At 70.9% G+C, this 23,644-nt stretch carries 23 protein-coding genes and 1 pseudogene; 13 read left to right on the top strand and 11 right to left on the bottom strand.

All coding sequences use genetic code 11. The annotated features are described in order from the left end of the window. Positions 1 to 92: 92 nt before the first annotated feature. Positions 93 to 641 carry a YciI family protein gene (locus ACFU8W_RS18255; RefSeq protein ID WP_384038408.1) on the top strand — a complete coding sequence of 183 codons (549 nt, stop codon included), beginning with the start codon at positions 93 to 95 and terminating at the stop codon, positions 639 to 641. A gap of 652 nt (positions 642 to 1,293) precedes the next feature. Beyond that, the gene (locus ACFU8W_RS18260; RefSeq protein WP_384037961.1) at positions 1,294 to 1,584 is read left to right on the top strand and encodes a hypothetical protein; all 291 of its coding nucleotides are present in this window, start codon (positions 1,294 to 1,296) and stop codon (positions 1,582 to 1,584) included. A 99-nt stretch (positions 1,585 to 1,683) separates the two neighbouring features. Here the strand turns inward: ACFU8W_RS18260 and ACFU8W_RS18265 are convergent, their stop codons facing one another. Beyond that, the gene (locus ACFU8W_RS18265) at positions 1,684 to 2,538 is read right to left on the bottom strand and encodes an AraC family transcriptional regulator (RefSeq protein ID WP_384037964.1); all 855 of its coding nucleotides are present in this window, start codon (positions 2,536 to 2,538) and stop codon (positions 1,684 to 1,686) included. Here ACFU8W_RS18265 and ACFU8W_RS18270 point away from each other — a divergent pair. Next, positions 2,537 to 3,016 (top strand): DUF2000 domain-containing protein, encoded by a 480-nt coding sequence (locus ACFU8W_RS18270; RefSeq protein WP_345511249.1) that lies wholly within the window; start codon positions 2,537 to 2,539, stop codon positions 3,014 to 3,016. The genes ACFU8W_RS18265 and ACFU8W_RS18270 overlap by 2 nt on opposite strands. 229 nt (positions 3,017 to 3,245) lie before the next feature. On the opposite strand, the gene ACFU8W_RS18275 is transcribed toward ACFU8W_RS18270, so the two are convergent. Further along, the gene (locus tag ACFU8W_RS18275; RefSeq protein WP_384038411.1) at positions 3,246 to 3,908 is read right to left on the bottom strand and encodes a response regulator; all 663 of its coding nucleotides are present in this window, start codon (positions 3,906 to 3,908) and stop codon (positions 3,246 to 3,248) included. After that, positions 3,908 to 5,125 (bottom strand): sensor histidine kinase, encoded by a 1,218-nt coding sequence (locus ACFU8W_RS18280; protein ID WP_384037966.1) that lies wholly within the window; start codon positions 5,123 to 5,125, stop codon positions 3,908 to 3,910. The genes ACFU8W_RS18275 and ACFU8W_RS18280 overlap by 1 nt, the downstream gene beginning before the upstream one ends. 132 nt (positions 5,126 to 5,257) lie before the next feature. Here ACFU8W_RS18280 and ACFU8W_RS18285 point away from each other — a divergent pair, with 132 nt between their 5' ends. Continuing rightward, positions 5,258 to 6,169 carry an ABC transporter ATP-binding protein gene (locus ACFU8W_RS18285; RefSeq protein ID WP_384037970.1) on the top strand — a complete coding sequence of 304 codons (912 nt, stop codon included), beginning with the start codon at positions 5,258 to 5,260 and terminating at the stop codon, positions 6,167 to 6,169. After that, complete coding sequence (locus tag ACFU8W_RS18290) at positions 6,166 to 7,011, top strand: ABC transporter permease (RefSeq protein WP_384037973.1); 846 nt, start codon at positions 6,166 to 6,168, stop codon at positions 7,009 to 7,011. Before ACFU8W_RS18285 ends, ACFU8W_RS18290 begins: the two co-directional genes overlap by 4 nt. Positions 7,012 to 7,192: 181 nt before the next feature. On the opposite strand, the gene ACFU8W_RS18295 is transcribed toward ACFU8W_RS18290, so the two are convergent. The 4 genes and pseudogenes from ACFU8W_RS18295 to ACFU8W_RS18310 form a co-directional block, all read right to left on the bottom strand. Further along, positions 7,193 to 9,415, bottom strand: a complete 2,223-nt coding sequence (locus tag ACFU8W_RS18295) for an NADP-dependent isocitrate dehydrogenase (protein WP_384037976.1) — start codon at positions 9,413 to 9,415, stop codon at positions 7,193 to 7,195. A gap of 138 nt (positions 9,416 to 9,553) precedes the next feature. After that, positions 9,554 to 10,207, bottom strand: a pseudogene (locus ACFU8W_RS18300) (TSUP family transporter). 135 nt (positions 10,208 to 10,342) lie between these two features. After that, a complete protein-coding gene (locus ACFU8W_RS18305; protein ID WP_384037979.1) occupies positions 10,343 to 10,696 on the bottom strand; it encodes a hypothetical protein in 354 nt (117 codons plus the stop codon). A gap of 104 nt (positions 10,697 to 10,800) precedes the next feature. Further along, a complete protein-coding gene (locus ACFU8W_RS18310; protein ID WP_384037982.1) occupies positions 10,801 to 12,351 on the bottom strand; it encodes an esterase in 1,551 nt (516 codons plus the stop codon). A 535-nt stretch (positions 12,352 to 12,886) separates the two neighbouring features. Here ACFU8W_RS18310 and ACFU8W_RS18315 point away from each other — a divergent pair. From ACFU8W_RS18315 to ACFU8W_RS18325, 3 genes are all read left to right on the top strand, one after another. Continuing rightward, on the top strand, positions 12,887 to 13,285 hold the full coding sequence (locus tag ACFU8W_RS18315; protein WP_384037985.1) for a hypothetical protein: 399 nt from the start codon (positions 12,887 to 12,889) through the stop codon (positions 13,283 to 13,285). Between the two features lie 134 nt (positions 13,286 to 13,419). Continuing rightward, a complete protein-coding gene (locus ACFU8W_RS18320; protein ID WP_384037988.1) occupies positions 13,420 to 14,556 on the top strand; it encodes a PLP-dependent cysteine synthase family protein in 1,137 nt (378 codons plus the stop codon). Further along, on the top strand, positions 14,553 to 15,833 hold the full coding sequence (locus ACFU8W_RS18325; RefSeq protein ID WP_384037991.1) for an MFS transporter: 1,281 nt from the start codon (positions 14,553 to 14,555) through the stop codon (positions 15,831 to 15,833). Before ACFU8W_RS18320 ends, ACFU8W_RS18325 begins: the two co-directional genes overlap by 4 nt. A gap of 21 nt (positions 15,834 to 15,854) precedes the next feature. On the opposite strand, the gene ACFU8W_RS18330 is transcribed toward ACFU8W_RS18325, so the two are convergent. Next, complete coding sequence (locus ACFU8W_RS18330) at positions 15,855 to 16,202, bottom strand: metalloregulator ArsR/SmtB family transcription factor (RefSeq protein WP_345511235.1); 348 nt, start codon at positions 16,200 to 16,202, stop codon at positions 15,855 to 15,857. Between the two features lie 74 nt (positions 16,203 to 16,276). Between ACFU8W_RS18330 and ACFU8W_RS18335 the strand changes: the two genes are divergently transcribed. The 3 genes from ACFU8W_RS18335 (at position 16,277) to ACFU8W_RS18345 (ending at position 19,002) form a co-directional block, all read left to right on the top strand. After that, the gene (locus ACFU8W_RS18335; protein WP_384037994.1) at positions 16,277 to 17,380 is read left to right on the top strand and encodes a cation diffusion facilitator family transporter; all 1,104 of its coding nucleotides are present in this window, start codon (positions 16,277 to 16,279) and stop codon (positions 17,378 to 17,380) included. Positions 17,381 to 17,536: 156 nt separating this feature from the next. After that, positions 17,537 to 17,974: a hypothetical protein gene (locus tag ACFU8W_RS18340; RefSeq protein ID WP_384037997.1), complete on the top strand. Its 438-nt coding sequence runs from the start codon at positions 17,537 to 17,539 to the stop codon at positions 17,972 to 17,974. A 101-nt stretch (positions 17,975 to 18,075) separates the two neighbouring features. Next, positions 18,076 to 19,002, top strand: a complete 927-nt coding sequence (locus tag ACFU8W_RS18345) for a hypothetical protein (protein ID WP_384038000.1) — start codon at positions 18,076 to 18,078, stop codon at positions 19,000 to 19,002. A gap of 87 nt (positions 19,003 to 19,089) precedes the next feature. On the opposite strand, the gene ACFU8W_RS18350 is transcribed toward ACFU8W_RS18345, so the two are convergent. Then, on the bottom strand, positions 19,090 to 19,443 hold the full coding sequence (locus ACFU8W_RS18350) for a DUF6204 family protein (protein ID WP_384038003.1): 354 nt from the start codon (positions 19,441 to 19,443) through the stop codon (positions 19,090 to 19,092). A 359-nt stretch (positions 19,444 to 19,802) separates the two neighbouring features. Between ACFU8W_RS18350 and ACFU8W_RS18355 the strand changes: the two genes are divergently transcribed. Both ACFU8W_RS18355 and ACFU8W_RS18360 read left to right on the top strand, forming a co-directional pair. Further along, positions 19,803 to 21,773, top strand: a complete 1,971-nt coding sequence (locus ACFU8W_RS18355) for a DUF5107 domain-containing protein (RefSeq protein ID WP_384038006.1) — start codon at positions 19,803 to 19,805, stop codon at positions 21,771 to 21,773. 28 nt (positions 21,774 to 21,801) lie between these two features. Next, the gene (locus ACFU8W_RS18360; RefSeq protein WP_384038008.1) at positions 21,802 to 22,344 is read left to right on the top strand and encodes an AAA family ATPase; all 543 of its coding nucleotides are present in this window, start codon (positions 21,802 to 21,804) and stop codon (positions 22,342 to 22,344) included. A gap of 31 nt (positions 22,345 to 22,375) precedes the next feature. Here the strand turns inward: ACFU8W_RS18360 and ACFU8W_RS18365 are convergent, their stop codons facing one another. After that, positions 22,376 to 22,729, bottom strand: coding sequence for a VOC family protein (locus ACFU8W_RS18365; RefSeq protein ID WP_384038011.1), 354 nt, complete (start codon positions 22,727 to 22,729; stop codon positions 22,376 to 22,378). A gap of 65 nt (positions 22,730 to 22,794) precedes the next feature. After that, complete coding sequence (locus ACFU8W_RS18370) at positions 22,795 to 23,604, bottom strand: methyltransferase domain-containing protein (protein ID WP_384038014.1); 810 nt, start codon at positions 23,602 to 23,604, stop codon at positions 22,795 to 22,797. Between the last annotated feature and the right edge of the window lie 40 nt (positions 23,605 to 23,644).

A 23,644-nucleotide genomic window follows, 5' to 3' on the forward strand; every position in this document is an offset into this window, starting at 1 on the left:
GGGCGGGGTGCTCACGCCGGATCGCCGCGCGTACCAAGGAGCGCTGCTCAATTCGATGTTCGCGTGGATGAGTGATCGTTCAGAATGTGGGCATGGAGTTCTTCTGCTACCATCGCGATCGGCCCGACTCCGTGGCGTTGCGCAACGAGCTGCTGGAACAGCACTGGTCCTACATGGATCGGTACGACAAGGAGATGATCGCCCGCGGCCCGACCCTCACCGGCGACGGTGACGCGCCCACCGGCAGCGTGCACATCGTCGACTTGCCGGATCCCGCCGCCGCCCGCGCGTTCGCCTTCGACGAGCCCGGCTACCAGGCCGGTGTGTACCGGGATGTGCTGCTGCGCCGATGGCGCAACATGTTGGGGCGCACCATGTGGGACTTCCCCGGTGGCCGCGCCGGTGGAAACCGGTACCTGGTGCTCGGCCTCGGCATGGGGCAGGCCGTCGACCTCGTCGTGCCGCCCGACCGGGACGAGTTGATCGCGTACGGGCCGCTGCTGTCCGACGACGGCACCACCTGGCTCGGTACGGCGGCGCTGGTCCGGGCGCCGGACCCGGACACGGCACGTGCCGTCCTGGCCCCGGACCGGTATGCCGACATCGAGGTCCACAACTGGCAGTTCGGCGGCCGACCTTGATGAACGGACGGCGTCCGGACAGCACTGAAGTGCCGAGCTGACCAAGCCGCGGACGAGGGAGCGCCGTCGGTGGCCGACGCCGCCGACAGCGTCAGCCTGCGGCGGGGCCGACGCGGGTGCTTTGGGCATGGGCCGGTCTCGCGGACGGGGCCACTGCATCCGAAAACGGTGACACGCGGGTCAGGGACGTTGATCGCGAGTGAGCCCGCAGCGCGCTTCAGCCCAGGGTGACTCGATAGACGGTCGACTCTCACTGCGCGGCTCTTCTGCAGCCCGCAACGAGATTGCCTCTCTGTTTCTCTGCCGTTGCTCCATGCGGGTGGTGTGGGCCTCGGGGCGTCACCGTCGAAGAGGGAGGGTGCCAGGTCGGACGTCACGGGCTCGGGCTTGGCCGTCGGCTGCTGACCTGCGGGTTCGAGGAGATTTCTGTTCAAGATGCTGGACGGGGCAGGTGCTATTAACGTGATGGTTGTGAGAGTTGCAACCGGGGCGCGCCCCTGGGCGGCAAGGTTCCCCAAGGGTGGGAGCCGATCATCCCGCGAGACGTGCTTCCGCTTCGCGCTGTGACCTCTGCGAACCGCGCCGCATGTTCCGCGTGCGCTGTGCCCGTCCACCCTTCGATCTTCAGTGGTGGAAGGAAAGGTAAAGACTCATGCGAGCACCTCATCTCAAGCGTTCTCTCGCTGTAGTAGCCGCCAGTGTGATGCTGGCTGGTGGCGCCGCTGTCGGGGCGGCGGGTACGGCCACGGCGGCTCCTGCCCACGAGACCTCCGTGGCCAGCAATTCCTACGACTGGTGCGGTTGGTGGAACAACTGCTACGGGTACGGGTACGGGTACGACAACGGGTACGGGTACGGGTACGACAACGGCTATGGCTACGGCCCCGTAGCCATCGTCCTGGTGACCACACCTGGCATCTACGGCGGCTACGGCGGCTACTGAGCCAACTTCGGGAAAGGTGGATTGGACGGTCCTCTCGAACGAGGGGGCCGTTTTCATGGGGGCATGGGTGGCGTGGCGGCATGCGCGGACGGTCCACCATCAGCGGATGGTCCCGGTTCGGGCGTACCGGCCCGGGGTGATGCCCACGACCCGCTTGAAGTGCCGCGTGAGGTGGGACTGGTCGTAGAAGCCGACGGCGGTCGCCACCTCGCCCGCCGGCTGTCCGTCGAGCAGCAGACGGCGGGCCAGGTCGACGCGACGGGACATCACGTACTGGTGAGGGGCGATGCCGAAGGCGCCGCTGAAGGCTCGTACGAGATGCGTGGGGTGGGCGTGTACCAGGCGCGCGGCCTCTTCCAGGGTGATGCCTTCGAGCAGGCGCTCGTCGAGAAGGTCACGCAGGCTCCGGGCGATGTCGCGGTCGGGGCCCGCGCTACCGAGGGCCGGCCCGGGGCGCAGGTGCGTGCGCAGTCGCTCGCCGATGAAGGCCAGACGGCTCTCCGCCTCGAACTCGTCCCCCCGGTTCGCGAGAGTGGTATGAAGCTGTCCGACGCGTCTGCGCAGCACGGGATCGGTGAGGTCCGGACCGTCCACCGCCGGCCCGATGAGGCTCTCGTCCAGTTGTGTCGTGTCGAGGTAGACCACGCGCTTGCGAAAGCCGTGAGGGGTGGCCGGTGAGCCGTTGTGCGGGATCTGTGGCGGGAGCAGACTCACGGTGTCGCTCGGGGTGCCGCGCTCGTAGCGGTCCAGATCGTAGCGGACCGCGCCGTCATCGACGATCAGCAACGTCCAGGCATCGTGGACGTGCATGGGGTACGCGTGCTCGGTGAAGTGTGCGTGGAAAACCTCCACGACGCCCGCGACTGGGGGGCGCCAAGCGGAGATCTCCTGCCGGGGCGTCACGCAAAGAACGTACAAGACGGAGAGGGCGCGGACCCTGGAGTCTCGAAGCATGAGAACCGACGAGAAGACCGAGGCCGGAACCGGGGTTGAGACCGGTGCGGGCAATGAAGATGTGCCTGTCCGCTTCGACACCAAGATCGCTGTCCTGTTGCGGGAGGATCTTGAGTCCTGGCAGCGGCTGAATGTGACCGCCTTCCTGCTCAGCGGGCTCGGCACGGCGTCACCCGAGGTGATCGGCGAGCCGTACACGGACGCCGACGACACTGCGTACCTGCCGATGTTCCGCCAGCCCGTGCTGGTCTTCGAAGGAACGAAGGAGATGCTGACCGCTGCGCACGGCCGTGTGCTGTCGCGCTCGCTGCCGAGAGCCGTGTTCACCTCGGATCTGTTCAGCACGGGCAACGACCGGGACAACCGGGCAGCGGTACGGGCCGTGGGAAGGGACCAGCTCGATCTGGTGGGGATGGCCGTCTACGGGCCGCGCAACGCGGTGGACAAGGCCCTCAAGGGCGCGCGAATGCACCCCTGAGCGACTTCGCATCCCGGCGATCCCGATCATCGGGACCCGGGCGGTCGAACGCCTTCCGAAGAGCGCGCTACACGCCCCGCACAGGACGACACGGCCACCAAGGGGATCACCGTCGAGGTCGCCGATCTCGGCGAGGTCGCCTTCGAGGAGGACTGTGCGCCGGCGTGGCAGGACCGGGCGCAGCAGGAGGACGCGGCGCTCTGGGTGAGCACGACGACGGGTGCACTGCTCAGCGGGGCAGCGTCACCAGGCCCGTCTCGTACGCGAGGATGACCAGCTGCACGCGGTCGCGGGCGTCGAGCTTGGAGAGCAGCCGCGTCACGTACGTCTTGACGGTGGCCACGCTGATGACCAGCTCGGCGGCGATCTCGGTGTTGGACAGGCCGCGCCCGACGAGGGTGAGGATCTCCCGTTCTCGGTCGGTGATGCCGCCGAGCTGCCGCGCCGCGGGGACGGGGGCGGGCTCGCGCCGTCCGGCGAACTCGGCGATCAGCCGGCGGGTGACGCTCGGCGCGATCAAGGCGTCCCCGGCGGCGACCACCCTGATCGCGGCGAGGATGTCGTCCAGTGCCATGTCCTTGACGAGGAAACCGGACGCACCCGCGCGCAGTGCGGCGTAGACGTAATCGTCGTCGTCGAAGGTGGTGAGCACCACGACACGCGCATCCCCCGAGCCCGCGGTGACCAGACGGGTGGCCTCGATGCCGTCCATGCCCGGCATGCGGATGTCCATCACCACCACGTCGGGGTCCAGCTCCTCTGCCAGCCGGACCGCCTCGGCGCCGGTTGCGGCCTCCCCGACGACCTCGACGTCCGGCGTTTCGGAGATGACCATCTCCAGGGCGGCCCGGACCAGCGGTTGGTCGTCGGCCAGCACGACGCGGACGGTCATCATGCTCCTCCCGCCACGGGCAGCCGGGCCGACACCTGGAAGCCGCCGTCGGCCCGGGGGGCGGCGTGGAACTCCCCGTGCAGCAGGGCGACCCGCTCGCGCAGTCCCGCGAGGCCGTAACCGCTGCCCGGGATGCTGCTGTGGCCACTGCCCCGGTCGGTGACCTCGATGGCCACCTCGTCCGCATTCCGGCAGTCGATGGACACCTGGCAGGAGCGGGCGCCGGCGTGACGCAACACGTTGGTGACGGACTCCTGGATGATGCGGAAGGCCGCCAGGTCGATCTCCGGCAGAAGCGGGGGCCGCTCGCCGTGCCACCGGACATCGACCCGCACACCGGCGGCCGTCGTCGCGGCGGTCAGCCGGTCGAGGTCGGCCAGGCCCGACATGTGGTGCGGCGCGGTCACCTCCGATCCTGCTTCCTGATCGGCCCGGCGCAGGGCGCCGAGCATGCGGCGCAGCCCCGCCAGCGTCTCCCGCCCGGCGGCCTCGATCTCGGCCAACGCGTCGCGCGCCCGGTCCGGCCGGCTGTCGATGACCCGCCGCGCCGCACCGGCCTGCAGGGCGACGATACCGATGCTGTGCGCCACCGTGTCGTGCATCTCGCGCGCAATCCGCAGCCGTTCTGCGGTGACCGCCTGCGCGGCTGTCCGAGCGCCCAACGTCTCGGCGTGCTCCCGGGACTGACGCATCGAGCGGCCCACCAGCCAGGCGATGACGACCACCAGGAGGCCACCGTCCGAGGCACCGATGGTGGTGCCGGTGAGAAACAGCCCGCCGCCCATCTCGGACAGCAGGGCCAGATGGCCGAACAGGACGCCGACCACCATGGCTGCGGCGGCGCGCGACGTCCGGCGCGGGCAGGTGGCCGTGACCAGGCAGAGGGCGACAGCGACCGCCGGCAGAGCGGTCGGCGGGAGCTGCACGTTCGAGCGCCACGCTTCCGTCTCCGCGACAGTGGCGGCGATCAGCAGACCGGTCGCCACCAGAGGCCGACGGCGCAGCAGAGCGGCGGCGGTGAACGCGACGAGCGTGGCGAGCGTGATGGTCACCCAGTCCCGGTGCTGCGGGAGGAGGCCCGTGTCGGAGGAGGTGACCGGCCGGTGGTCGGGTCGTGCGCCGAGCACGACGGAGGGGTACGCCACCGAAACGCACCAGGCCAGGGCCGTCCACGCGCCCGGTGACACGCGCTTCAGCAGGGGCGGCTTCACGGACATGCGGTGAGCGTAACCAGGCGCTCGCCTTCGGGCATCGGACCAGGGGTGTACAACCAGGGTTGACGGATGCCGCGACCGAGTGTCAGTTCTGGTTTGATGCCCGCCGGGCCCCTCCGCGGCACCGTTGGCCACGTGATCGAAGTCAACGAACTGACGAAGCGTTACGGCCGCACCACTGCGGTCGACAGCCTCACCTTTACTGTCCGCCCGGGCCATGTCACCGGGTTCCTCGGCCCGAACGGCGCCGGCAAGAGCACCACCCTGCGCATGGTTCTGGGGCTCAACGACCCCACCAGCGGCACCACCACGGTCGACGGCCGCCCGTTGCGGGACCGCTCGCGCGGCCTGCGCCACGTCGGCGCGCTGCTCGATGCGAGCGATGTCCACGGCGGACGCAGCGGCCGCGCCCACCTGCACGCCCTGGCCCGCAGCAACGCCATCCCGCGCAGCCGGGTGGAGGAGGTGCTGCACGAGGTCGGGCTGGCCGACGCGGCCGGCCGGCGGATCGGCGGGTACTCGCTCGGTATGAAGCAGCGGCTCGGCATCGCGACCGCGCTGCTCGGCGATCCGCCGGTGCTGCTGTTCGACGAGCCGCTCAACGGGCTGGACCCGGAGGGAGTGCTGTGGGTGCGAGGCATTTTCCGCCGCCTCGCGGCCGAGGGCCGGACGGTGTTCGTCTCCAGCCACCTGATGAGCGAGATGGAGAACACCGCGGACCAGTTGATCGTCATCGGTCGCGGCAAGCTGATCGCCGCGGAGAGCGTGGCGGAGTTCGCCGCCCGTGCCACTCGGGTGAGCGTCACCGTCCGTACGTCCGAACCCGCCACGCTGACCGGCGCGTTGACCGCCGCGGGCGCCGTCGTGCACCCCGGCGACGACGGCACGCTCACCGTGACCGGTACCGACGCGGCCCGGATCGGTGAACTCGCCCTCGAACACCGGATCCTGCTGAAGGAGTTGACCCCCCGCACCGCCTCCCTGGAGGAGGCGTTCATGGAACTCACCGCCGACAGCGTCGAATACCTCGCAGGAGAGCACCGATGACCACCCTGACCCTTGCCCCGGACGCACCCCGGACCGCCACCGAGCTCCGGGGCCGGTTCCATGACCTGTTCGCCGCCGAGTGGATCAAACTCTGGTCGCTGCGCTCCACTCCATGGGTGCTCGGCCTCAGCGCCCTGACCATCATCGGCGCCAACCTCAATTCCGCGAAATACACCTACGACCACTTCACCGCCGGCGACACCGCGTCCAGGTACGTGCAGACAGCGCTGAACGCCTCGTTCACCATGATCGCCGCCGACATCCTGATGCTCGTCGCGAGCAGTGTCGGCGCCATCGTGATCGTCAGCGAGTACGCCACCGGGATGGTCCGCACCACTGTCGCGGCCGTCCCCGACCGCCGCGCGGTGCTGGCAGCCAAGGCGTGCGTGCTGACGGCGGTCATGTTCGGATACGGCATCCTCGTCGCCGGGACGTCGTTCGGCCTCAGCCAGGCGATCCTGTCCGGACGGCACATCGGCCTTTCGATCACCCACCCCGGCGCCCTGCGGTTCATCGCGGCCGCCGCCCTGTTCGCCCCGGTCTGCGCCCTCATCGGCATGGGCATGGGCGTCCTGATCCGGCACAGCGCGGCCACCGTGGTCGGCACGGTGCTGGTGCTCTTCTTCCTCCCCTCGTTCTTCAACGAGAGCCACCGCTGGTCGGCCGACGTCTTGCACGCCATGCCGCTCACCGCCTGGCGACGCCTGGCCCAGGTCGATATGACGAACGTCTTCGTCTCGCACTACCCGGCGACGCTCGGCGGAGCGTGGATCACCTTCGCGGCCTGGCCTCTCGTGTCGGTGGTGATCGCAACGATCGCCGTGCACCGCCGAGACCTGTGAGACCCGCACCCGTCACACCCGGGAGGGCCCGCATCGGCGGCCACAGACGGGACCGCCCCGGCCGCATGTGCGGCCGGGGCGGAACGGTCACCGCGGGTTTCGCGGGGACCGGCGACTGCCGAGGGTCGGTGCCCCTCCCGGCAAGCTTTGCCCCGTCGGGCAAGCATTGCCGGTCACGGCACTAGCCCAGGGAGGCGATGGCCTCGTTGAACGTCGCCGACGGGCGCATGACGGCCGACGCCTTGGCGGCGTCCGGACGGTAGTAGCCGCCGATGTCGACCGGCGAGCCCTGCACCGCGATGAGCTCGTCGACGATCGTCTGCTCCTGCTCGGTCAGCGTCTTGGCGAGACCGGCGAACGCCTCCGCGAGCTGCGCGTCGGCGGTCTGCTTCGCCAGCTCCTGGGCCCAGTACATGGCCAGGTAGAAGTGGCTGCCGCGGTTGTCGATGCCGCCCAGCTTGCGGCTCGGCGACTTGTCCTCGTTGAGGAAGGTGCCGGTGGCGCGGTCGAGGGTGTCGGCGAGCACCTGGGCGCGCGCGTTGCCCGTCTTCTGCGCCAGGTGCTCGAAGCTGACCGCGAGCGCGAGGAACTCGCCCAGGCTGTCCCAGCGCAGGTAGTTCTCCTTGACCAGCTGCTGGACGTGCTTGGGAGCGGAGCCACCGGCGCCGGTCTCGAACAGGCCGCCACCGTTCATCAGCGGGACGACCGAGAGCATCTTGGCGCTCGTGCCGAGCTCCAGGATCGGGAAGAGGTCGGTCAGGTAGTCACGCAGCACGTTGCCGGTGACCGAGATCGTGTCCTCGCCCCGACGGATGCGCTCCAGCGAGAACGCGGTCGCCTCGACCGGCGACAGGATCTCGATCTGCAGACCCTCGGTGTCGTGGTCGGCGAGGTACGTCCTGACCTTGGCGATGAGCGTCGCGTCGTGCGCGCGGCCCTCGTCCAGCCAGAACACGGCCGGGGTGCCGGTCGCGCGGGCGCGGGTGACGGCGAGCTTGACCCAGTCCTGGATCGGCAGGTCCTTGGTCTGGCACATGCGGAAGATGTCACCGGCGGCGACCGTCTGCTCCAGCACCACGTTGCCCGAACCGTCGACGACGCGGACCGTGCCCGGGGCGGCGATCTCGAAGGTCTTGTCGTGGCTGCCGTACTCCTCGGCCTTCTGCGCCATCAGACCGACGTTCGGCACCGAGCCCATCGTCGACGGGTCGAACGCGCCGTGCGCCCGGCAGTCGTCGATGACGGCCTGGTAGACGCCCGAATAGCTGCTGTCCGGAAGGACGGCCAGGGTGTCGGCCTCCTTGCCGTCCGGGCCCCACATGTGGCCGGAGGTGCGGATCATGGCGGGCATGGACGCGTCGACGATGACATCGCTCGGCACGTGCAGGTTGGTGATGCCGCGGTCGGAGTCGACCATCGCCAGGGCGGGACCCTCGGCGAGCTCGGCCTCGAAGGACGCCTTGATCTCGGCGCCCAGGTGGGGCACGCCGTCCAGGCCGTTCAGGATTGTGCCGAGGCCGTCGTTCGGCGACAGACCGGCGGCGATCAGCGCCTGGCCGTACTTCGCGAACGTCTTCGGGAAGAAGGCGCGCACCACGTGACCGAAGACGATCGGGTCGGAGACCTTCATCATCGTGGCCTTCAGGTGTACGGAGAAGAGCACACCCTCGGCCTTGGCGCGGGCGATCTGCGCCTCGAGGAACTCGCGCAGGGCCGCCGCCCGCATCACGGACGCGTCGACGACCTCGCCCGCGAGCACGGGTACCGACTCGCGCAGGACGGTGGTGGTGCCGTCGTCACCGGCGAGCTCGATCCGCAGGGAGCCGGGCTCGGCAATGACGGCGGACTTCTCGGTGGAGCGGAAGTCGTCGGCGTTCATCGTCGCGACGTTCGTCTTCGAGTCGGCCGTCCAGGCGCCCATGCGGTGCGGGTGCGTCTTGGCGTAGTTCTTCACCGACGCGGGGGCACGGCGGTCGGAGTTGCCCTCGCGCAGGACCGGGTTGACCGCGCTGCCCTTGATCTTGTCGTAGCGCGCGCGGACGTCCTTCTCCTCGTCCGTCTGCGGGTCGTCCGGGTAGTCGGGCAGCGCGTAGCCCTGCTGCTGCAGCTCGGCGATGGCCGCCTTCATCTGCGGGATCGACGCCGAGACGTTCGGCAGCTTGATGATGTTCGCGCTGGGCGTCTTGGCCAGCTCACCGAGCTCGGCGAGAGCGTCATCGATGCGCTGGTTCTCGTCGAGGTGCTCCGGGAAGCCGGCAACGATCCGCCCGGCCAGGGAGATGTCGCGGTTCTCCACGGTGACCCCGGCCGTCGAGGCGTACGCCTCGATCACAGGCAAGAACGAATACGTCGCCAGGGCCGGGGCCTCGTCGGTGTGCGTATAGATGATGGTCGAGTCAGTCACCGGGTGCTCCGCTCCACGTCTGCAACATTGCTTGATATCAAGATATCCCGTGACCGCCGCCTGTTCGACAGGGCCCTGCCGACCGGACGGCGGTCCGTGAAGATCATCCGTGGGCGGATCCGGGCAGTGGCCCGACCGTCAGAGCGCCCACACTCCCTTGGCCAGGGTGGTGATCCCACCGCCGAGTGCGAGCAGCAGGACCAGCAGTCGGGCCCGCTTCTCCGGCACCCGCTCGGTGAGCGCCTTCCCGATCAGAGCGCCTGCCGCCAGGCCGACGGTGATCAGGAGCCAGAGGGGAGCGCTGAGCTGCGGAACGCCGTTGGCGGCGACGGAGAACGCGTTCACCACCACCCCGTAGAACTGGGCGTTCGGCACGAATTCCCGCACTGTCCAACCCGCATTCACGGCATACAAGGAGACCGCCGGGCCGCCGACGCCCGCCGACGAGTTCATGAACCCGCCCACGGCACCCGCGGCCACCGCCCCTCCGGGCCCGCGCAGGGCGGGCATCCGGACACCCCCCATCACCAGCAGCACGGCCCCGCTCACCGGCGCCCCCATGCCGGCCAGCAACACCGGCTCCGGCAACCGGGCCGCCACCCAGCTCCCGGCCGGCACCGTGCACGCCGCCGCCACGACCAGGGGCACCATCGCGGCCGGGCGTACCTGCCGTCAGCCGCCCGCGAGCCCGACCAGGCTGATCGCACCGGCCGCGCAGTTCGCGAGCACCACGCCCTCGGCCGGGCCCAGCACCAGCACCAGGGCGGGCACGGCTATGAGCGCGAACCCCATCCCCGTGAGCCATTGCACCGAGGCGCCGATCAGCACGATGCCGCTCAGCAACAGCTCGGCCGTCCCACCGCTCGTCACGCACCGGATCCTGCCAGGTGTGCCGCGTCAGCTCATAGAGTTCCGACGCGCCGACGATCAGCGGCGGGGATTCGGGCGGCCGACCCGGCGGCCGAGACCCCGCAGCCCTCGGCGGGGGCGGGCCCGACGCGGCCGGCGGTTCCCCGCGCCGGGCCGGCTTCCTTCGTCGGGGTTCCGCCGCCAGTGATCGCCGGGCGACAGGATCGGCGCCTTCCGTTCGGCCTGCGCCCGGATCTCGTGGTGCGCCTCGTGAGCAGTCACCCGGAACGCCTCGTCGTAGGAGGCCAGGGCTGCGGTGATCGCAGCGCCTGCGGTACCGCGGCGACGGACGTGGAATGCCAGCCAGGTGAAGAAGCCCATGATCGCGGCGAGGCCGCCGACGACCGCGAGGAGCGGCAGGAACACGTCCATGGGTCCGAGGCTATCCGGACTTCCGTGAAAGCACCGGTGCCCCGAAGGCTGCCGGGGCACCGGTGAATCGGGCGCGGGCGGGACGAGCGCCCGCCCGCGTCGTATCAGTCGTCGATCGCCGCCCCGTACAGCGCGTCGAGTGACGGACCACCGAAGGCCCTCGCCCCGTAGTTCCACGAACCGGAAGTCGTCAGGCCGCCGGTGCTCGCGGAGAAGACCCAGACGTAGCCGTCGTTCGTGTTCTCGCCGGGCGCCGAGACGAGCAGACCGAAGCGGCCGTCGTCGTTGGGGTCGGTGAAGGAGACCTGGCCGCCGAACTTGTCGCCCTTCTCCACGGTGCCCGGGACCTTCGCGGTGCCCTGTGTCACCGACAGCGCGCCGGTGGCGGTCAGCCCACGGGCCGAGCCGCGCAGCACCGTGAAGGCGCCCGCGTCCGCGACGTTGCCGACGTCCTCGCCGGAGATGCCGATCGCCAGGTCCGCGAATCCGTCCTTGTTCGTGTCTCCGATGGAGAGGTCGGTGCCGAAGCCGTCGCCCCGCTCGTTCGATCCCGGTACACCGGGCGAGTTCTGGGTCCACCAGACGGGCGGGGTGCCCGGGCCCTCCCGACCCGCGGGGCCGGCCGCACTGCCGTAGTAGACGCCGACCAGACCGCCGGTCATGCTCTCACCGCCGTCGTCCGGGCTGTGCGGCTCACCGGTGGCCAGATCGTCGTATCCGTCGCCGTTGATGTCGCCGGAGGCGACGACCGGGCCGCCGCGTACCGCGGTGACCGGCAGTGGCTCGTCGTTGGAGGCGGTGCCGGGGAGGATGTACGACCAGCCGTGCCCCGGCTCGCCGCCGACGCTGGTTCCGGAGACGACCAGGTCGGCGTAGCCGTTGTTGTCGTAGTCGCCGGTCGTCATCGACGCGGGCCGGATGCCCGGCGCCTCGGCGGCGGCCGACCCGGTGCGTACCTTTTTCGACGGCGCGGAGAGCGTCGTACGCGACTTCTGTACGGGCTGCCGCATCTGCGGGCCGGCACGCTTCGCGCTGGGCTCGGTGGCCGGCTCGAACTGATACGTGGTCAGTCCGACCGAGTCCATGACCGCCAGCAGGTCGCCCGGGGTGGTGTCGGAGAACCGCGCCGCGGCGAGCGAGGCGCCGAACTTGCCGCCCGCAGTGGGCTCGTCGGCCTGCAGCCAGTTGCTCACCGACCCGACGAGCCCCTTCGGCGTGCCCCACAGGACGACGACGCCGCCCGCGTTGGAGACGGTGCCGATGTCCTTGCCGGGGATACCGACGACCGCGTCGTCGTAGCCGTCGCCGTCCAGGTCGCCGGTGGCCAGCGTCTTGCCGAAGCCGTCGCCGGCCTCGGCGGCGCCGGCCACACCCGAGGTGTTCTGGCTGAAGGCCCTGACGTGGGAGGTGCCCATGCCCTTGGGGCCGCCGTACTGCACGGTGACCATGCCCGCGCCCTTGTGCCCGCCGACGGCCGCACCGGGAGCGCCGACGAGCACGTCGTCGTAGCCGTCGCCGTTGAAGTCGGTGTTGCGGTCGTTGGCGTGGGTGCCGCCGGGGGTCCCGGCGTACGCGGACGGGGCGGCGGCGATGGCCGCCCCCGTCACGAGGAGAAACGATGCCGCGGCAACGGCGGCCGAGCGGTGCTTGCGCATGAGCGGCTCCTTGGCTCACGAAGGGCCGGGCTTGCTCGGGGGGCACGGGGGTGTCCGGAAAGGGCCCGTTCCTTGTCCGGCGCCGTGTTTGACAGCGCATGGGGCACAAGGGTTGTACGCAGGATGTGCCCGGATTTCCGAAGAAGATCACTTCGGTGCCGTTCATGGGTGGTACACATACGTTTGGCGCATCGGTCGAAGGCCGTGCCACCTCGGGTTTCTCCGGCTGTGCGGCCGTTGCCGGGCGCTCGTGCCCGAAGGAGTGGTGCCGTGGTCGCGCGACCCGGGCCCTCCCTTCGGGCGGTGGTCCGGGCCGGCGTCGCCGATGGCTGTCACATCTGCAGGCCCACGCAGACAGAGGCTGCATCAAGGGCGCTTGCCCACCTCGTCCATGCGGGCCGGTTCGGGCCGGACTGGCTCATGTGACCCGGCGCTTTCCCGAGGTGCGGGGCTTCGCCCGCCGAAGGAAGTGTTGCCGAAGCCAAAAAGTGACTATGCGTGAGTGATCGACTACTTTAGGTGTGTGATTCAGGGGATGAGCGGCGGGGCGGTGAGGCGCCCGGTGCGGGCAGCGTTGCTGTTCGCCCTGCTCCTGCTGGTCGCCTGTCATCTGGTGGGCGCACTGCACGGGCCGGGGTTCGCCACTCTGCCCGTGCACGCGGCCGTCGACGGCTGTTCGCACGCCGTGGCGGAGCACAGCGCGGACCGAGCGCCCGACCACGGTGGCGGCCACACGGAGGTGGTCGACCACGCCGTGGACCGTCTTCGCCCCCCGGCGGACCACGCCGTCACCGATCCCGGTGACACGGCGCCTCTCACCTGCACGCCCCGCGCGGTGCCGGGCCCGTCCGGTCCGGTGGGCGCGGAACCCTTGAGGGGCGATACCGGCGGCGGCCAGGCGACTCTGGCCCGGCTCTGCGTCCTGCGGCAGTAGGCCGCGCCCGCACGCCTTCTCTCTCCCCCGTGCCGGCTCGGACCAGGGGGACCGGAGGTGTGCTCGCGCGCCCGTGACCCGTCTGCCTCGCACACCCGGCCTGATCCGGTGTGCACCAAGGAGCGTTGCCGACCATGCATGTCCCCCTGCTCGAAAACTTCTGCGCGAACTCACTCGCCCCCGCGCCGCCAGTCGCCCGCGGCGCCCACCAGTTGGTGGGCAACACCCCCGTCCTGTGGGTGGGCGAGCCTTTCGCGCCTGCCCGACGGGGCTTCTTCGCCAAACTGGAGGGAGCCAACCCCGGAGGCATCAAGGACCGGCCCGGCCTGCACATGGTCCGGGAAGCCCGTCGTCGTGGCGATCTCCGGCCCGGAGCCCCGGTCATCGAGTCCTCCAGCGGCACCCTCGCGCTCGGCCTGGCCCTGGCCGGTCTGACCCACAACCATCCGGTCACCGTCGTCACCGACCCCGGCATGGAACCGGCGATGCTGCGCCTCCTCGCCACGCTGGGCGCCGAGGTGCAGCAGGTGGCCGCCCCGCATCCGGCCGGCGGCTGGCAGCAGGCCCGCCGCGAACAGGTCGCCGAACTGCTGGACGCGAACCCGGGAGCGTGGTGCCCGGACCAGTACCACAATCCCGACAACGTCGCCGCGTACGCGCCCCTGGCCGCCGAACTCATCGCCCAGCTCGGCCGTATCGACGTACTCGTCGCCTCGGTCGGCACGGGCGGGCACTCGGCCGGCATCACCACCGTGCTGCGCGAGAGCTTCCCCGATCTGGTGCTGATCGGTGTCGACGCGACCGGCTCGACGATCTTCGGCCAGCCGGCCGCCCCGCGCCTGATGCGCGGCCTGGGCTCCAGCATCCACCCGGGCAACGTCGACTACCACGCCTTCACCGAAGTCCACTGGGTCGCTCCCGCCGAAGCGGTCTGGGCCTGCCGCCAACTCGCCCGCCACCACTACGCCATGGGCGGCTGGAGTGTCGGCGCGGTCGCCCGGGTCGCCGGATGGGCGGCCCGCACCTGTCCCTCCGGCACCCGCATCGCTGCGATCTTCCCCGACGGCCCCCACCGCTACCTGGACACCATCTACAACGACGCCTGGTGCCAGGAGCACCAGTTGCTCGGCCATCTTCCGCCCGAGGAACCCGACACCATCGACGACCCGGCCGAACACACCGTGCGGCGCTGGACGCGCTGCGCCCGCGTGACCGACCCGCTGGATCGCCCCGCCCCCGCAGGCGTTCGCACCGTGGTGGGTGTGCGGTGAAGCAACTGTGCGCGCGTGTGCGCTCCTTCGAACCCGGTGTCCAGCTGCTGATGTTCAACCAGTTCGGCATCAATCTCGGCTTCTACATGCTGATGCCCTACCTCGCCGACCATCTCGCCCACGACCTGGGCCTGGCCGCCTGGGCGGTCGGCCTGGTGCTCGGCGTGCGCAACCTCTCCCAGCAGGGGATGTTCTGGCTCGGCGGCACCCTCGCCGACCGGATCGGCTACAAAGCCCTCATCCTGACCGGCTGCGGACTGCGCACCGGCGCGTTCGCCCTGCTGGCCCTCGCCGACACCCTCCCGGCGCTCGTCATCGCGTCCGCCGCCACCGGGCTCGCCGGGGCCCTGTTCAACCCTGCAGTCCGCGCCTACCTCGCCGCCGGAGCGGGCGAGCGCCGAGTGGAGGCGTTCGCCGCCTTCAACGTCTTCTACCAGGCCGGCATCCTGCTCGGCCCCCTGGTGGGCCTTGCCCTGCTCACCTGGGACTTCCGCGTCGTGTGTACGGTCGCGGCCGCGGTCTTCGCACTCCTTGCCGTCGTGCAGGCCCGCGCCCTGCCGCCGTGCCACCCGGCCGCCGACACCGCGCGCGCGGGCGGGCTGCGCGGGATCGCCGCGGACTGGCGGACCATCGCTACGAACCGGCCCTTCGTCCTGTTCTCCGCCGCGATGGCCGGCTCGTACCTCCTGGCTTTCCAGACCTACCTGGCCCTGCCCCTGCAGGCCCGCACCCTTCTCGGTGAGGACAGCGGTACCGCCATGGGGGTGATTTTCGCGGTCTCCGCCCTGACCGCTGTCGCCGGCCAACTGCGCCTCACCTCCTGGGCCGGAAAACGCCTCGATGCCCCCCAGGCCATCGCGATCGGCCTCGTCCTGATGGGCGCAGCCTTCCTGCCTCTGCTGCCCGGCCCCTACCATCGGGCCGACGGGCTGTCGGCCGGGGGAGGGATGACCGGCCTGATGCTGTGCGCCGGCCTGCTGGCCGCCGGCTCGGCGCTGCTGTACCCGTTCGAGATGGACACCCTGGTCCGGCTGTCCGGCGAGCGGCTGGTCGCCACGTACTACGGCGCGTACAGCACCGTCTCCGGGATCACGGTGGCCGCCGGGAACCTGGGTGTGGGAGCCCTCTTCGACCTCGCCGCCCGCCTGGGCGCACCGTGGCTGCCCTGGGCCGTGCTGGCCGCCGTGGGCGGTGGCTGCGCGACGGCCCTGACCGCACTGCGCCGCGCGGGCCATCTCGACCCTGCGGCCGGTGCCCCGGCGCCGGCGGTGGCCTGAGCCCATGGCCGGGCGCGCACCTCACGCGTGGGGCGCACGCCCGGTCAGCCGGTGGTCGGCCAGTTCCAGGGCTTCGGCCACCACGCGTCGCAGATGCCCGTCGGGCAGCGTGTAGATCACCCGGCGGCCCTCCTTACGGGTCGTCACCAGCCCGGACATGCGCAGTCGGGCGAGATGCTGGCTGACCGCCGGCCGGGCCGCTCCCACGGCCTCCGCCAGCGAGGTGACGTCGGCCTCACTCGCTGCCAGGACATGCAGCAGCGCCAGGCGGGTGCGGTCCGCCAGCAGGCCCAGGACCTCGGCCGCGACCAGGAAGTGCTCAGTGCCCACCTCTCGCGGCTGCGAACCCTGCGCAGGTGATAGATGCATGCGTGCATTCATATGCACATAATAGACGGGTGGGATCTCCGTCCACCCCGCCGCCTGACGAAAGCGAGGGCGCTGTGAGCCAGCTCCACCACCATGGTCCTGACGAGCCGGGTGCCGAGCACGGGCATGACCGCGGTCACGAGGACGCGCACGACCACGGGCGCCCGCAGAGCCACGAGCGCGACGGCTCGCGCTGGTCGCGGGTGCGACACCAGGTCTCCCACGTGGTCACGCCGCACAGTCATGAAGCCGTGGACAAGGTCGACTCGGCGATGGAGACCTCCCGGGAGGGGATGCGCACCCTGTGGCTGTCCCTGGGCATCCTGGGGGCGACCACGGTGATCCAGGCGGTCGTCGTCGTGCTGTCGGGGTCGGTCGCGCTGCTGGGCGACACCATCCACAACGCCGCCGACGCACTGACCGCCATCCCTCTGGGCATCGCGTTCGTCCTGGGCCGCCGTGCGGCGAACCGCCGCTACACCTACGGCTACGGACGCGCCGAGGACCTGGCCGGCGTCGCCATCGTGCTCACCATCGCCGCCTCCTGTGCCCTTGCCGCGTACGAGACGGTCGACCGTCTCCTCGGCCCACGCGACATCACCCACCTGTGGGCGGTCGCAGCCGCCGCGGTGGTCGGCTTCGTCGGGAACGAATGGGTGGCCCGCTATCGCATACGCACCGGCCGCGCGATCGGCTCCGCCGCCCTCGTCGCCGACGGACTGCACGCCCGCACCGACGGCTTCACCTCGCTCGCGGTTCTCCTCGGTGCCGGCGGCGCGGCACTCGGATGGCGGGCCGCCGACCCGATCGTCGGGCTGCTCATCACCGTCGCGATCCTCATGGTGCTCAAGGATGCCGCCCGTGAGGTCTACCGGCGGTTGATGGACTCCGTCGACCCCGCCCTGGTCGACCTCGCCGAAACCGCCCTGCGCGCCGTCGACGGTGTCCGTGACATCGGGCAGGTCCGCATGCGGTGGATCGGCCACGCGCTGCGCGCCGAGGCCGACATCGTCGTCGACCCGCGGCTCACCGTGGTCCAGGCCCATGCCCTGGCCGTCGCGGCCGAGCACGCCCTCATCCATGCCGTGCCCCGCCTGACCGGCGCCACTGTGCACACCGACCACACCGCCGACCACGGCGACCCCCACGCCGCCCTCGCCCACCACACCGCCGTCTGACCTCGCCATCACGTGGGTCGGGCCGGCCGGCGGCGAACGGCGCGCATCCATCGCCCCGCATCCGACAGGCCGACGGGCGCCAGGTACCCGGCCGGGGTATTGTCGTGCGGGTCGGCGGCCATGGGCGCGCAGCAACGCGGAGAAGGGAGCGGCACAGTGAGCATCGGACAACCGAGCGAGCGGGGCAGCGCCCGCCTCGTCGCGGTCTGTGCCGTCCTGCTCGGTCTGTTCCTCATGCACGGCGCGCCGGCCACCGCCGCAGAGGGCTGCCACGGTGCGATGCCCTCTGTCACCGTGCCCATGCACGACGGCCACTCCGCTCCGACGATGACCTCAACGGCGCCGCCGGCCACCGCACAGAGTGCTCAGGCCGCCCGGGCCGGTGACGGTTCGGCGATGCACGGGGTGCAATGCGTCTCCACCCCCGCACACGAGCGGAATCCGCTGCCGACGGCCGGCCTGTACGCCGCCGGGGCACTGCCGGCCGCATGGTTCCCGGCGGGTTTGCGGGCGGCCACCGGCTGGACACGGCGGCGCGGACCGCCGGCCGGCGGGCGAGATCTCCTCATTCAGGTGTGCGTCGCGCGGACATGACAGGCACTGCGCCGAACCCGGTCACTGACCGGACCGGCCCCGTGTCCTGCCCTTCCCGCGCGCCACCGGCGTGGTGCGCCCACCCGGAAAGACCCTCTCTCATGTTCGCCTCTTCCCGTTCCGCCCTGTCTCGCCGCGCCGTCGCGGCGGCCGGCACCGCAGCGGCCCTCGCGCTGACCCTGGCCGCGTGCGGCTCCTCCAACGACTCCTCGTCCATGCCCGGCATGGGCCACGGCGCGAAGGCCTCGGCTTCCGCCTCGCGCAGCGCGTCGCCTTCGATGAGTGACATGCCCGGCATGGACCACATGGCCGCCGACAACGGCCTGTCGGACAACAAGGACGGCTACCGCCTCACCCCCCACGACGCGCCCCTGCCTTCCGGCAAGCAGGCCGCGTACCGGTTCACGGTCGACGGCCCGGACGGCAAGCCGGTCACCGACTTCACCGTCGACCAGACCAAGCGGATGCACTTCTACGCCATCCGCTCGGACCTGACCGGCTTCCAGCACATCCACCCGGTCATGGCCGCCGACGGCACCTGGACCGCCGACCTCGCCTCCCTCGCCCCCGGCTCCTGGCGCATGTTCGCCTCCTTCACCCCGGACACCGGCACCGCGAAGGGCAAGGACTTCGTCCTGAGCCGCACCGTCACCGTCCCCGGGACACCCACGAAGACCCCGCTGCCCGCAGGGGCCCGCAGCGTGGAGGTCGACGGCTACACCGTCACCGTCAAGGGCGAGCCGATGGCCGGCATGGCGCACCCGCTGACCGTCACCGTGTCCAAGGACGGCGAGCCCGTCACCGATCTGCAGCCCTACCTGGACACCTACGCCCACCTGACCGCCTTCCACGAAGGTGACGCCGCATTCGCCCACCTTCACCCGACCACCGAGGCGAACGGTGAGCACGGTGGCCCCGACCTGGCTTTCCACGCCGAACTGCCCACCTCGGGCAACTGGCGGTTGTTCCTGCAGTTCCAGACCGGCGGCAAGCTCCACACCGCTGCTCTGACCCTGCCCGTGGGCTGACCCGGAGGGGCGCCGCCCGAACGGCGGCGCCCCTTGTCAGGAATTCGATTCCGGATCAGAGCCCGTTCGGTGGCTCTCGATGCGGCGTCACGCGGGGTCCGCCGCGCGCCGCCCCTTGTAATTGATTTTCATGGTGTCCATGTCCGTGGCGGTGGAGCGCAGTTCGCGAAAGCCGTAGCCGTACTCCTTCAACGCCGTCTCCGCCCGGTCCTCGGCGATCGCCGACGCCATCTCCTCGCCGTCCTCGGCGTCCGAGACGACCACGTACCGGAAGCTGAAGTGCTTGAGCACCGCGTCGTAGGTGAGTGAACCCTCCTCGGTGAACTGCATCGCCGCCAGGCCGTGCTGCTCGACCTCGGCAAGCAGTCGGGCGCGCGCCTCGTCGGTGAGGCCGTCAAAGGTGCCGCGCACGATCACTCGGTAGGTGTGCTGGGTGCTCATCGTGTCCTGCCGCCTTCATCGCACAAGTCGTTGAGGATCAAGGTTACGACGGCGAGGACGAGCGGCATGCGGAATATTGTCGTCGTCGACGCCCCGTCCGATCTCGGGCTGCACGGGGTGCGGCCGACCTGGCCGCCGCCACCGTACGGAGCCTGGAACACCAGGCGCTGGACGGCTTCCGGGTGCACCTCGATGCCGATGTGCCCGACCCCGCCGGAGTGCTGCTCACCGACCTGCTGGTGGCGGCTTTTGCCGAAGTCTGACGGCTGCGCCCCTGGTCGGGGCGGCTTCCAGCGTGTTCCATGGTCATCGGGGGGCGCCCGGACCTGCGGCGGCCCGCGCGAGGGAGCGAGGTTGCCTTGGCCACGACCGTACGACGTGCCGTACTGACTCTGCCCGCCGCACCGCTGGGCCCGGAGAACCCGCTGCCGGCGCTGCGGCCACTCGACGAGATGCATGTCGTCGACGACCGGGGCCGGGCAGGACTGCCGCGTGACATGGCACGGCAGATCGGCTACGAGCCGCTGCGCACCGTCCTGCCGGTGCGCATCCTCGACGGGTACGGGCGCGAGCGGACGCCCACAGGCCTGGACGCGATCATCATCGAGAACGACCGGCTGCGGGCCACCGTCCTGCCGGGGCTCGGTGGCCGGATCCACTCCCTCCACCACAAGCCGACCGGCCGCGAACTGCTCTATACCAACCCCGTCCTGCAGCCAGCCGACTTCGCGCTCAACGGCGCCTGGTTCTCCGGCGGCATCGAGTGGAACATCGGCGCCACGGGTCACACCACGCTGTCCTGCGCCCCGGTGCATGCCGCCCGGGTCCCTGCCCCCGACGGCGGTGAGATGGTCCGGCTCTGGGAGTGGGAGCGGTTGCGCGACCTCCCGTTCCAGGTGGACCTGTGGCTGCCGGCGGACTCCGACTTCCTCCACGTCGGCGTACGGATACGCAACCCGCACGAGCACACCGCGCCCGTCTACTGGTGGTCCAACATCGCCGTCCCGGAAGGCGAACGCACCCGGGTCCTGGCCCCTGCGGACGAGGCCTGGCACTTCGGTTACGAACGGACACTGACCCGGGTCCCCGTCCCGGAGACCGGTTCCGTCGACCGTACGTACCCGCTGCTGAGCGACTTCCCCGCCGACTACTTCTACGAAGTGCCCGACGGCGCCCGCCGCTGGATCGCCTCCCTCGACGCCGAGGGCCGGGGCCTCGTGCAGACCTCCACCGACCTCCTGCGGGGCCGCAAGCTCTTCGTCTGGGGCAACGGGCCCGGCGGACGCCGCTGGCAGCAGTGGCTCACCGAACCCGGCACCGTCGGCTACGCGGAGATCCAGGCCGGACTCGCCCGCACCCAGCTGGAGCACATCCCGCTCGAACCCGGCGCCGAGTTCAGCTGGCTGGAGTCCTACGGTCCGCTGTCCGCGGACCCCGGGGTCGTGCACGGCGACGACTGGACCGCGGCCCGCGCCGAGACCGAACAACGGCTGGCCGAGGCGCTGCCGCGGGCCGACGTCGATGCCGCGTACGCGGCCTGGCGCCCGTACGCCGACACAGAGCCGGGCGAGTCCCTCGCCACCGGTTCCGGCTGGGGCGCCCTCGAAGTCCGGCGTGCCGGACACGAGCTGCCCGGCACGCCGTTCGCCGAGTCCACCCTGGGCGAACAGCAGGCGCCCTGGCTGCACCTGCTCGACCGGGGCGGCTTCCCCGAACAGCGCCGCGTGGCGCCGCCCGGACCGTCGCTGGTCTCCGCGCACTGGCGCGACATGCTGGAGACGGCGGCCGCCGAACCCCTCACCGAGTACCACCTCGGCATCGCCCAGTGGCACGCCGGCGACCGCGCCCAGGCGGTCCGCAGCTGGGAACGCGGTCTCGCCCTCGCTCCGTCCCGCTGGCCACTGCTGCGCTGCCTCGCCGTCGCCGCCCAGGAGGGCGGCCAGCGCGACCGGGTCGCCGACCTCTACAGCGAGGCGTTCGATGACCTGTGCGCGGAGCGCCGGAACGACGGCGATGCCTGGGCGGCAGCCACCACCGCTCTCGGCCGCGAGGCGATCGAGGCGCTGCTGTCGGCCGGGCGGACCGAGGACGCCCGGACAGTCTGGACCGGGCTGAGCCCGGCGATCCGGCAGCACGGCCGGTTCCGCCTGCTGGAGGCCCGACTTCTGCTGGCCGAGGGAGATCGCGCTGCCGCCCGTGCTCTCTTCGACGAGGGCTTCGAGGTCGCGGACCTGCGGGAGGGGGCGGAGATCCTGGACGAGGTATGGTCCGCGCTCACCGACGATCCACTGCCCGATGTGTACAACTACCGGATGCGCCCGAAGAGTTGACCGGGCGCGCCGAGGAGAGGAGCGGCGAGTGATCGTCTGGGTGAACGGGGCGTTCGGCAGCGGCAAGACCACACTGGTGGCCGAGCTGCACCGGCAGTGGCCCGAGGCCCTCGTCTACGATCCCGAGCAGATCGGTTACGTCCTGAGGGGCATCGTGGAGGTACCGAAGGGCAACTTCCAGCATCTGCCGCTGTGGCGAAGGCAGGTTGCCTCGATGGCCATCGGGCTGGTCGAGGAGTACGGGCGGCCCGTACTGGCCCCGATGACCGTCGTCCATCCGCACTACGCGGAAGAGATCTTCGGAGCCCTGGAAGCAGCGGGAGTGACGGTCCATCACTTCTTCCTCGAGGTGCCCGCCGATGTCCTGGAGCAACGGCTCGATGCCCGGGTCGTCGCCCCGGACGACCCCGCACGCGACGAGGCTGCCCGGCGGTGGGGCAAGGCGCAGATCGTGCAGTGTGTGGCCGCGGTCGACACGCTGCGGGCCGGGACGGTGCTCCTGGACGGCGAGCGGCCCACGCGGGAACTGGCGGACGAGGTGCTGACGCACGTGGGCACGGAGTCGCAGTAGGGGGTGTGTGCCGTGACCGGAACCTGCCGGGTCAGACGGGCAGGTTCCGGTCGACGTACTCGAAGACCGAGCCGTCCGGATGGACGGCGATCAGATTCCGGCCGACCGGGGTCGACACCGGGCCCGCGACGATTTGGGCGCCGACCCGGACGAGGGACTCGTGGGCTTCGTCGACATTCTTCACCGCGATCGTCGCCGTCACCTTGCGCAGGATCTCAAGCTCCGACTCGGGGCCGCTCATCAGCAGAAAGCAGCTGATCGCGGCGACCGAGACCCCGCCGCGCTCGAAGCGCAGCGCCGAACTGGCCGTGAGGTCCTCGTAGAAGGCCACCGCGGCCTCCAGGTCATCGACGCAGATACGCAGCGTGGTTCCCAGAATTTCCATGCGGAACAGGGTAGTTGGCGGGTCGTACCCATGTGATCGATTCCACCCGCCGGTCCTCGGCGGTGTCAGGCGCGGCAGAGCACCTCGCCGTGCGGGACCATGAACCATGCGTCGTCCTGCTCGCCCCAGACGCGCCAGGCCGCCGCGATGTCGGTCAGCTGCTCGGTGGTCGCGTGGCCGCCGCCCACGGCCAGCTTCGCGTACACCGAGCCGACCGTGCGGTCCGCCCACAGGCCGCCCCACCAGGCGCGGTTCTCGGGTGTGGCGTAACACCAGGTGGCGGCGGACGGGGTGATGTCGGTGAAGCCGGCCTGCCGGGCCCAGGAGAGCAGTCGCCGGCCCGCGTCCGGCTCGCCGCCGTTGGCGCGGGCCACCCGCCCGTACAGCTCCTGCCACGCGTCCATGACGGGCGATTCGGGATACCAGGTCATCGCCGCGTAGTCGCTGTCGCGGGCCGCGACGATGCCGCCGGGACGGCAGACCCGCCGCATCTCGCGCAGTGCCTGCACCGGGTCGCCCACGTGCTGCAGCACCTGGTGGGCGTGCACGACATCGAAGGAGTCGTCGGGGAAGTCCAGGGCGTGCACATCGGCGGTGGTGAACTCGACGTTGTCCAGGCCGCGTTCGGCGGCGACCTCGGCGGCCTGGTCCAGGATCTCGGCGGCGGTGTCGACGGCGGTCACCCTGCCGGGGGCGACCAGTGCCGCCAGGTCCGCGGTGATGGTGCCGGGACCGCAGCCGACGTCCAGCACCGCCATGCCGGGCCGGAGTTCGCCGATCAGATAGGCCGCGGAGTTGGCGGCAGTGCGCCAGCGGTGCGAGCGCAGCACCGATTCGTGGTGGCCGTGGGTGTAGACGGCGGTCTCCTTCGGCATGGCGGTGCGTCCTCTCTCGGAGCGTGATGCGAAGCGCTGA

Origin of the sequence: Streptomyces sp. NPDC057565 (genome assembly GCF_042801455.1) — a bacterium.
Taxonomy (GTDB): Bacteria; Actinomycetota; Actinomycetes; order Streptomycetales; family Streptomycetaceae; genus Streptomyces; species Streptomyces yanii.

What these genes read in the sequence shown, in the direction of transcription:
- ACFU8W_RS18345 (WP_384038000.1), top strand. Translation starts at nt 18,076, where the DNA reads ATGTTCGCCTCTTCCCGTTCCGCCCTGTCTCGCCGCGCCGTCGCGGCG.
- ACFU8W_RS18270 (WP_345511249.1), top strand. Translation starts at nt 2,537, where the DNA reads ATGAGAACCGACGAGAAGACCGAGGCCGGAACCGGGGTTGAGACCGGT.
- ACFU8W_RS18275 (WP_384038411.1), bottom strand. Translation starts at nt 3,908, where the DNA reads ATGACCGTCCGCGTCGTGCTGGCCGACGACCAACCGCTGGTCCGGGCC.
- ACFU8W_RS18365 (WP_384038011.1), bottom strand. Translation starts at nt 22,729, where the DNA reads ATGGAAATTCTGGGAACCACGCTGCGTATCTGCGTCGATGACCTGGAG.
- ACFU8W_RS18310 (WP_384037982.1), bottom strand. Translation starts at nt 12,351, where the DNA reads ATGCGCAAGCACCGCTCGGCCGCCGTTGCCGCGGCATCGTTTCTCCTC.
- ACFU8W_RS18350 (WP_384038003.1), bottom strand. Translation starts at nt 19,443, where the DNA reads ATGAGCACCCAGCACACCTACCGAGTGATCGTGCGCGGCACCTTTGAC.
- ACFU8W_RS18330 (WP_345511235.1), bottom strand. Translation starts at nt 16,202, where the DNA reads ATGCATCTATCACCTGCGCAGGGTTCGCAGCCGCGAGAGGTGGGCACT.
- ACFU8W_RS18315 (WP_384037985.1), top strand. Translation starts at nt 12,887, where the DNA reads ATGAGCGGCGGGGCGGTGAGGCGCCCGGTGCGGGCAGCGTTGCTGTTC.
- ACFU8W_RS18320 (WP_384037988.1), top strand. Translation starts at nt 13,420, where the DNA reads ATGCATGTCCCCCTGCTCGAAAACTTCTGCGCGAACTCACTCGCCCCC.
- ACFU8W_RS18280 (WP_384037966.1), bottom strand. Translation starts at nt 5,125, where the DNA reads ATGTCCGTGAAGCCGCCCCTGCTGAAGCGCGTGTCACCGGGCGCGTGG.
- ACFU8W_RS18305 (WP_384037979.1), bottom strand. Translation starts at nt 10,696, where the DNA reads ATGGACGTGTTCCTGCCGCTCCTCGCGGTCGTCGGCGGCCTCGCCGCG.
- ACFU8W_RS18290 (WP_384037973.1), top strand. Translation starts at nt 6,166, where the DNA reads ATGACCACCCTGACCCTTGCCCCGGACGCACCCCGGACCGCCACCGAG.
- ACFU8W_RS18260 (WP_384037961.1), top strand. Translation starts at nt 1,294, where the DNA reads ATGCGAGCACCTCATCTCAAGCGTTCTCTCGCTGTAGTAGCCGCCAGT.
- ACFU8W_RS18265 (WP_384037964.1), bottom strand. Translation starts at nt 2,538, where the DNA reads ATGCTTCGAGACTCCAGGGTCCGCGCCCTCTCCGTCTTGTACGTTCTT.
- ACFU8W_RS18255 (WP_384038408.1), top strand. Translation starts at nt 93, where the DNA reads ATGGAGTTCTTCTGCTACCATCGCGATCGGCCCGACTCCGTGGCGTTG.
- ACFU8W_RS18370 (WP_384038014.1), bottom strand. Translation starts at nt 23,604, where the DNA reads ATGCCGAAGGAGACCGCCGTCTACACCCACGGCCACCACGAATCGGTG.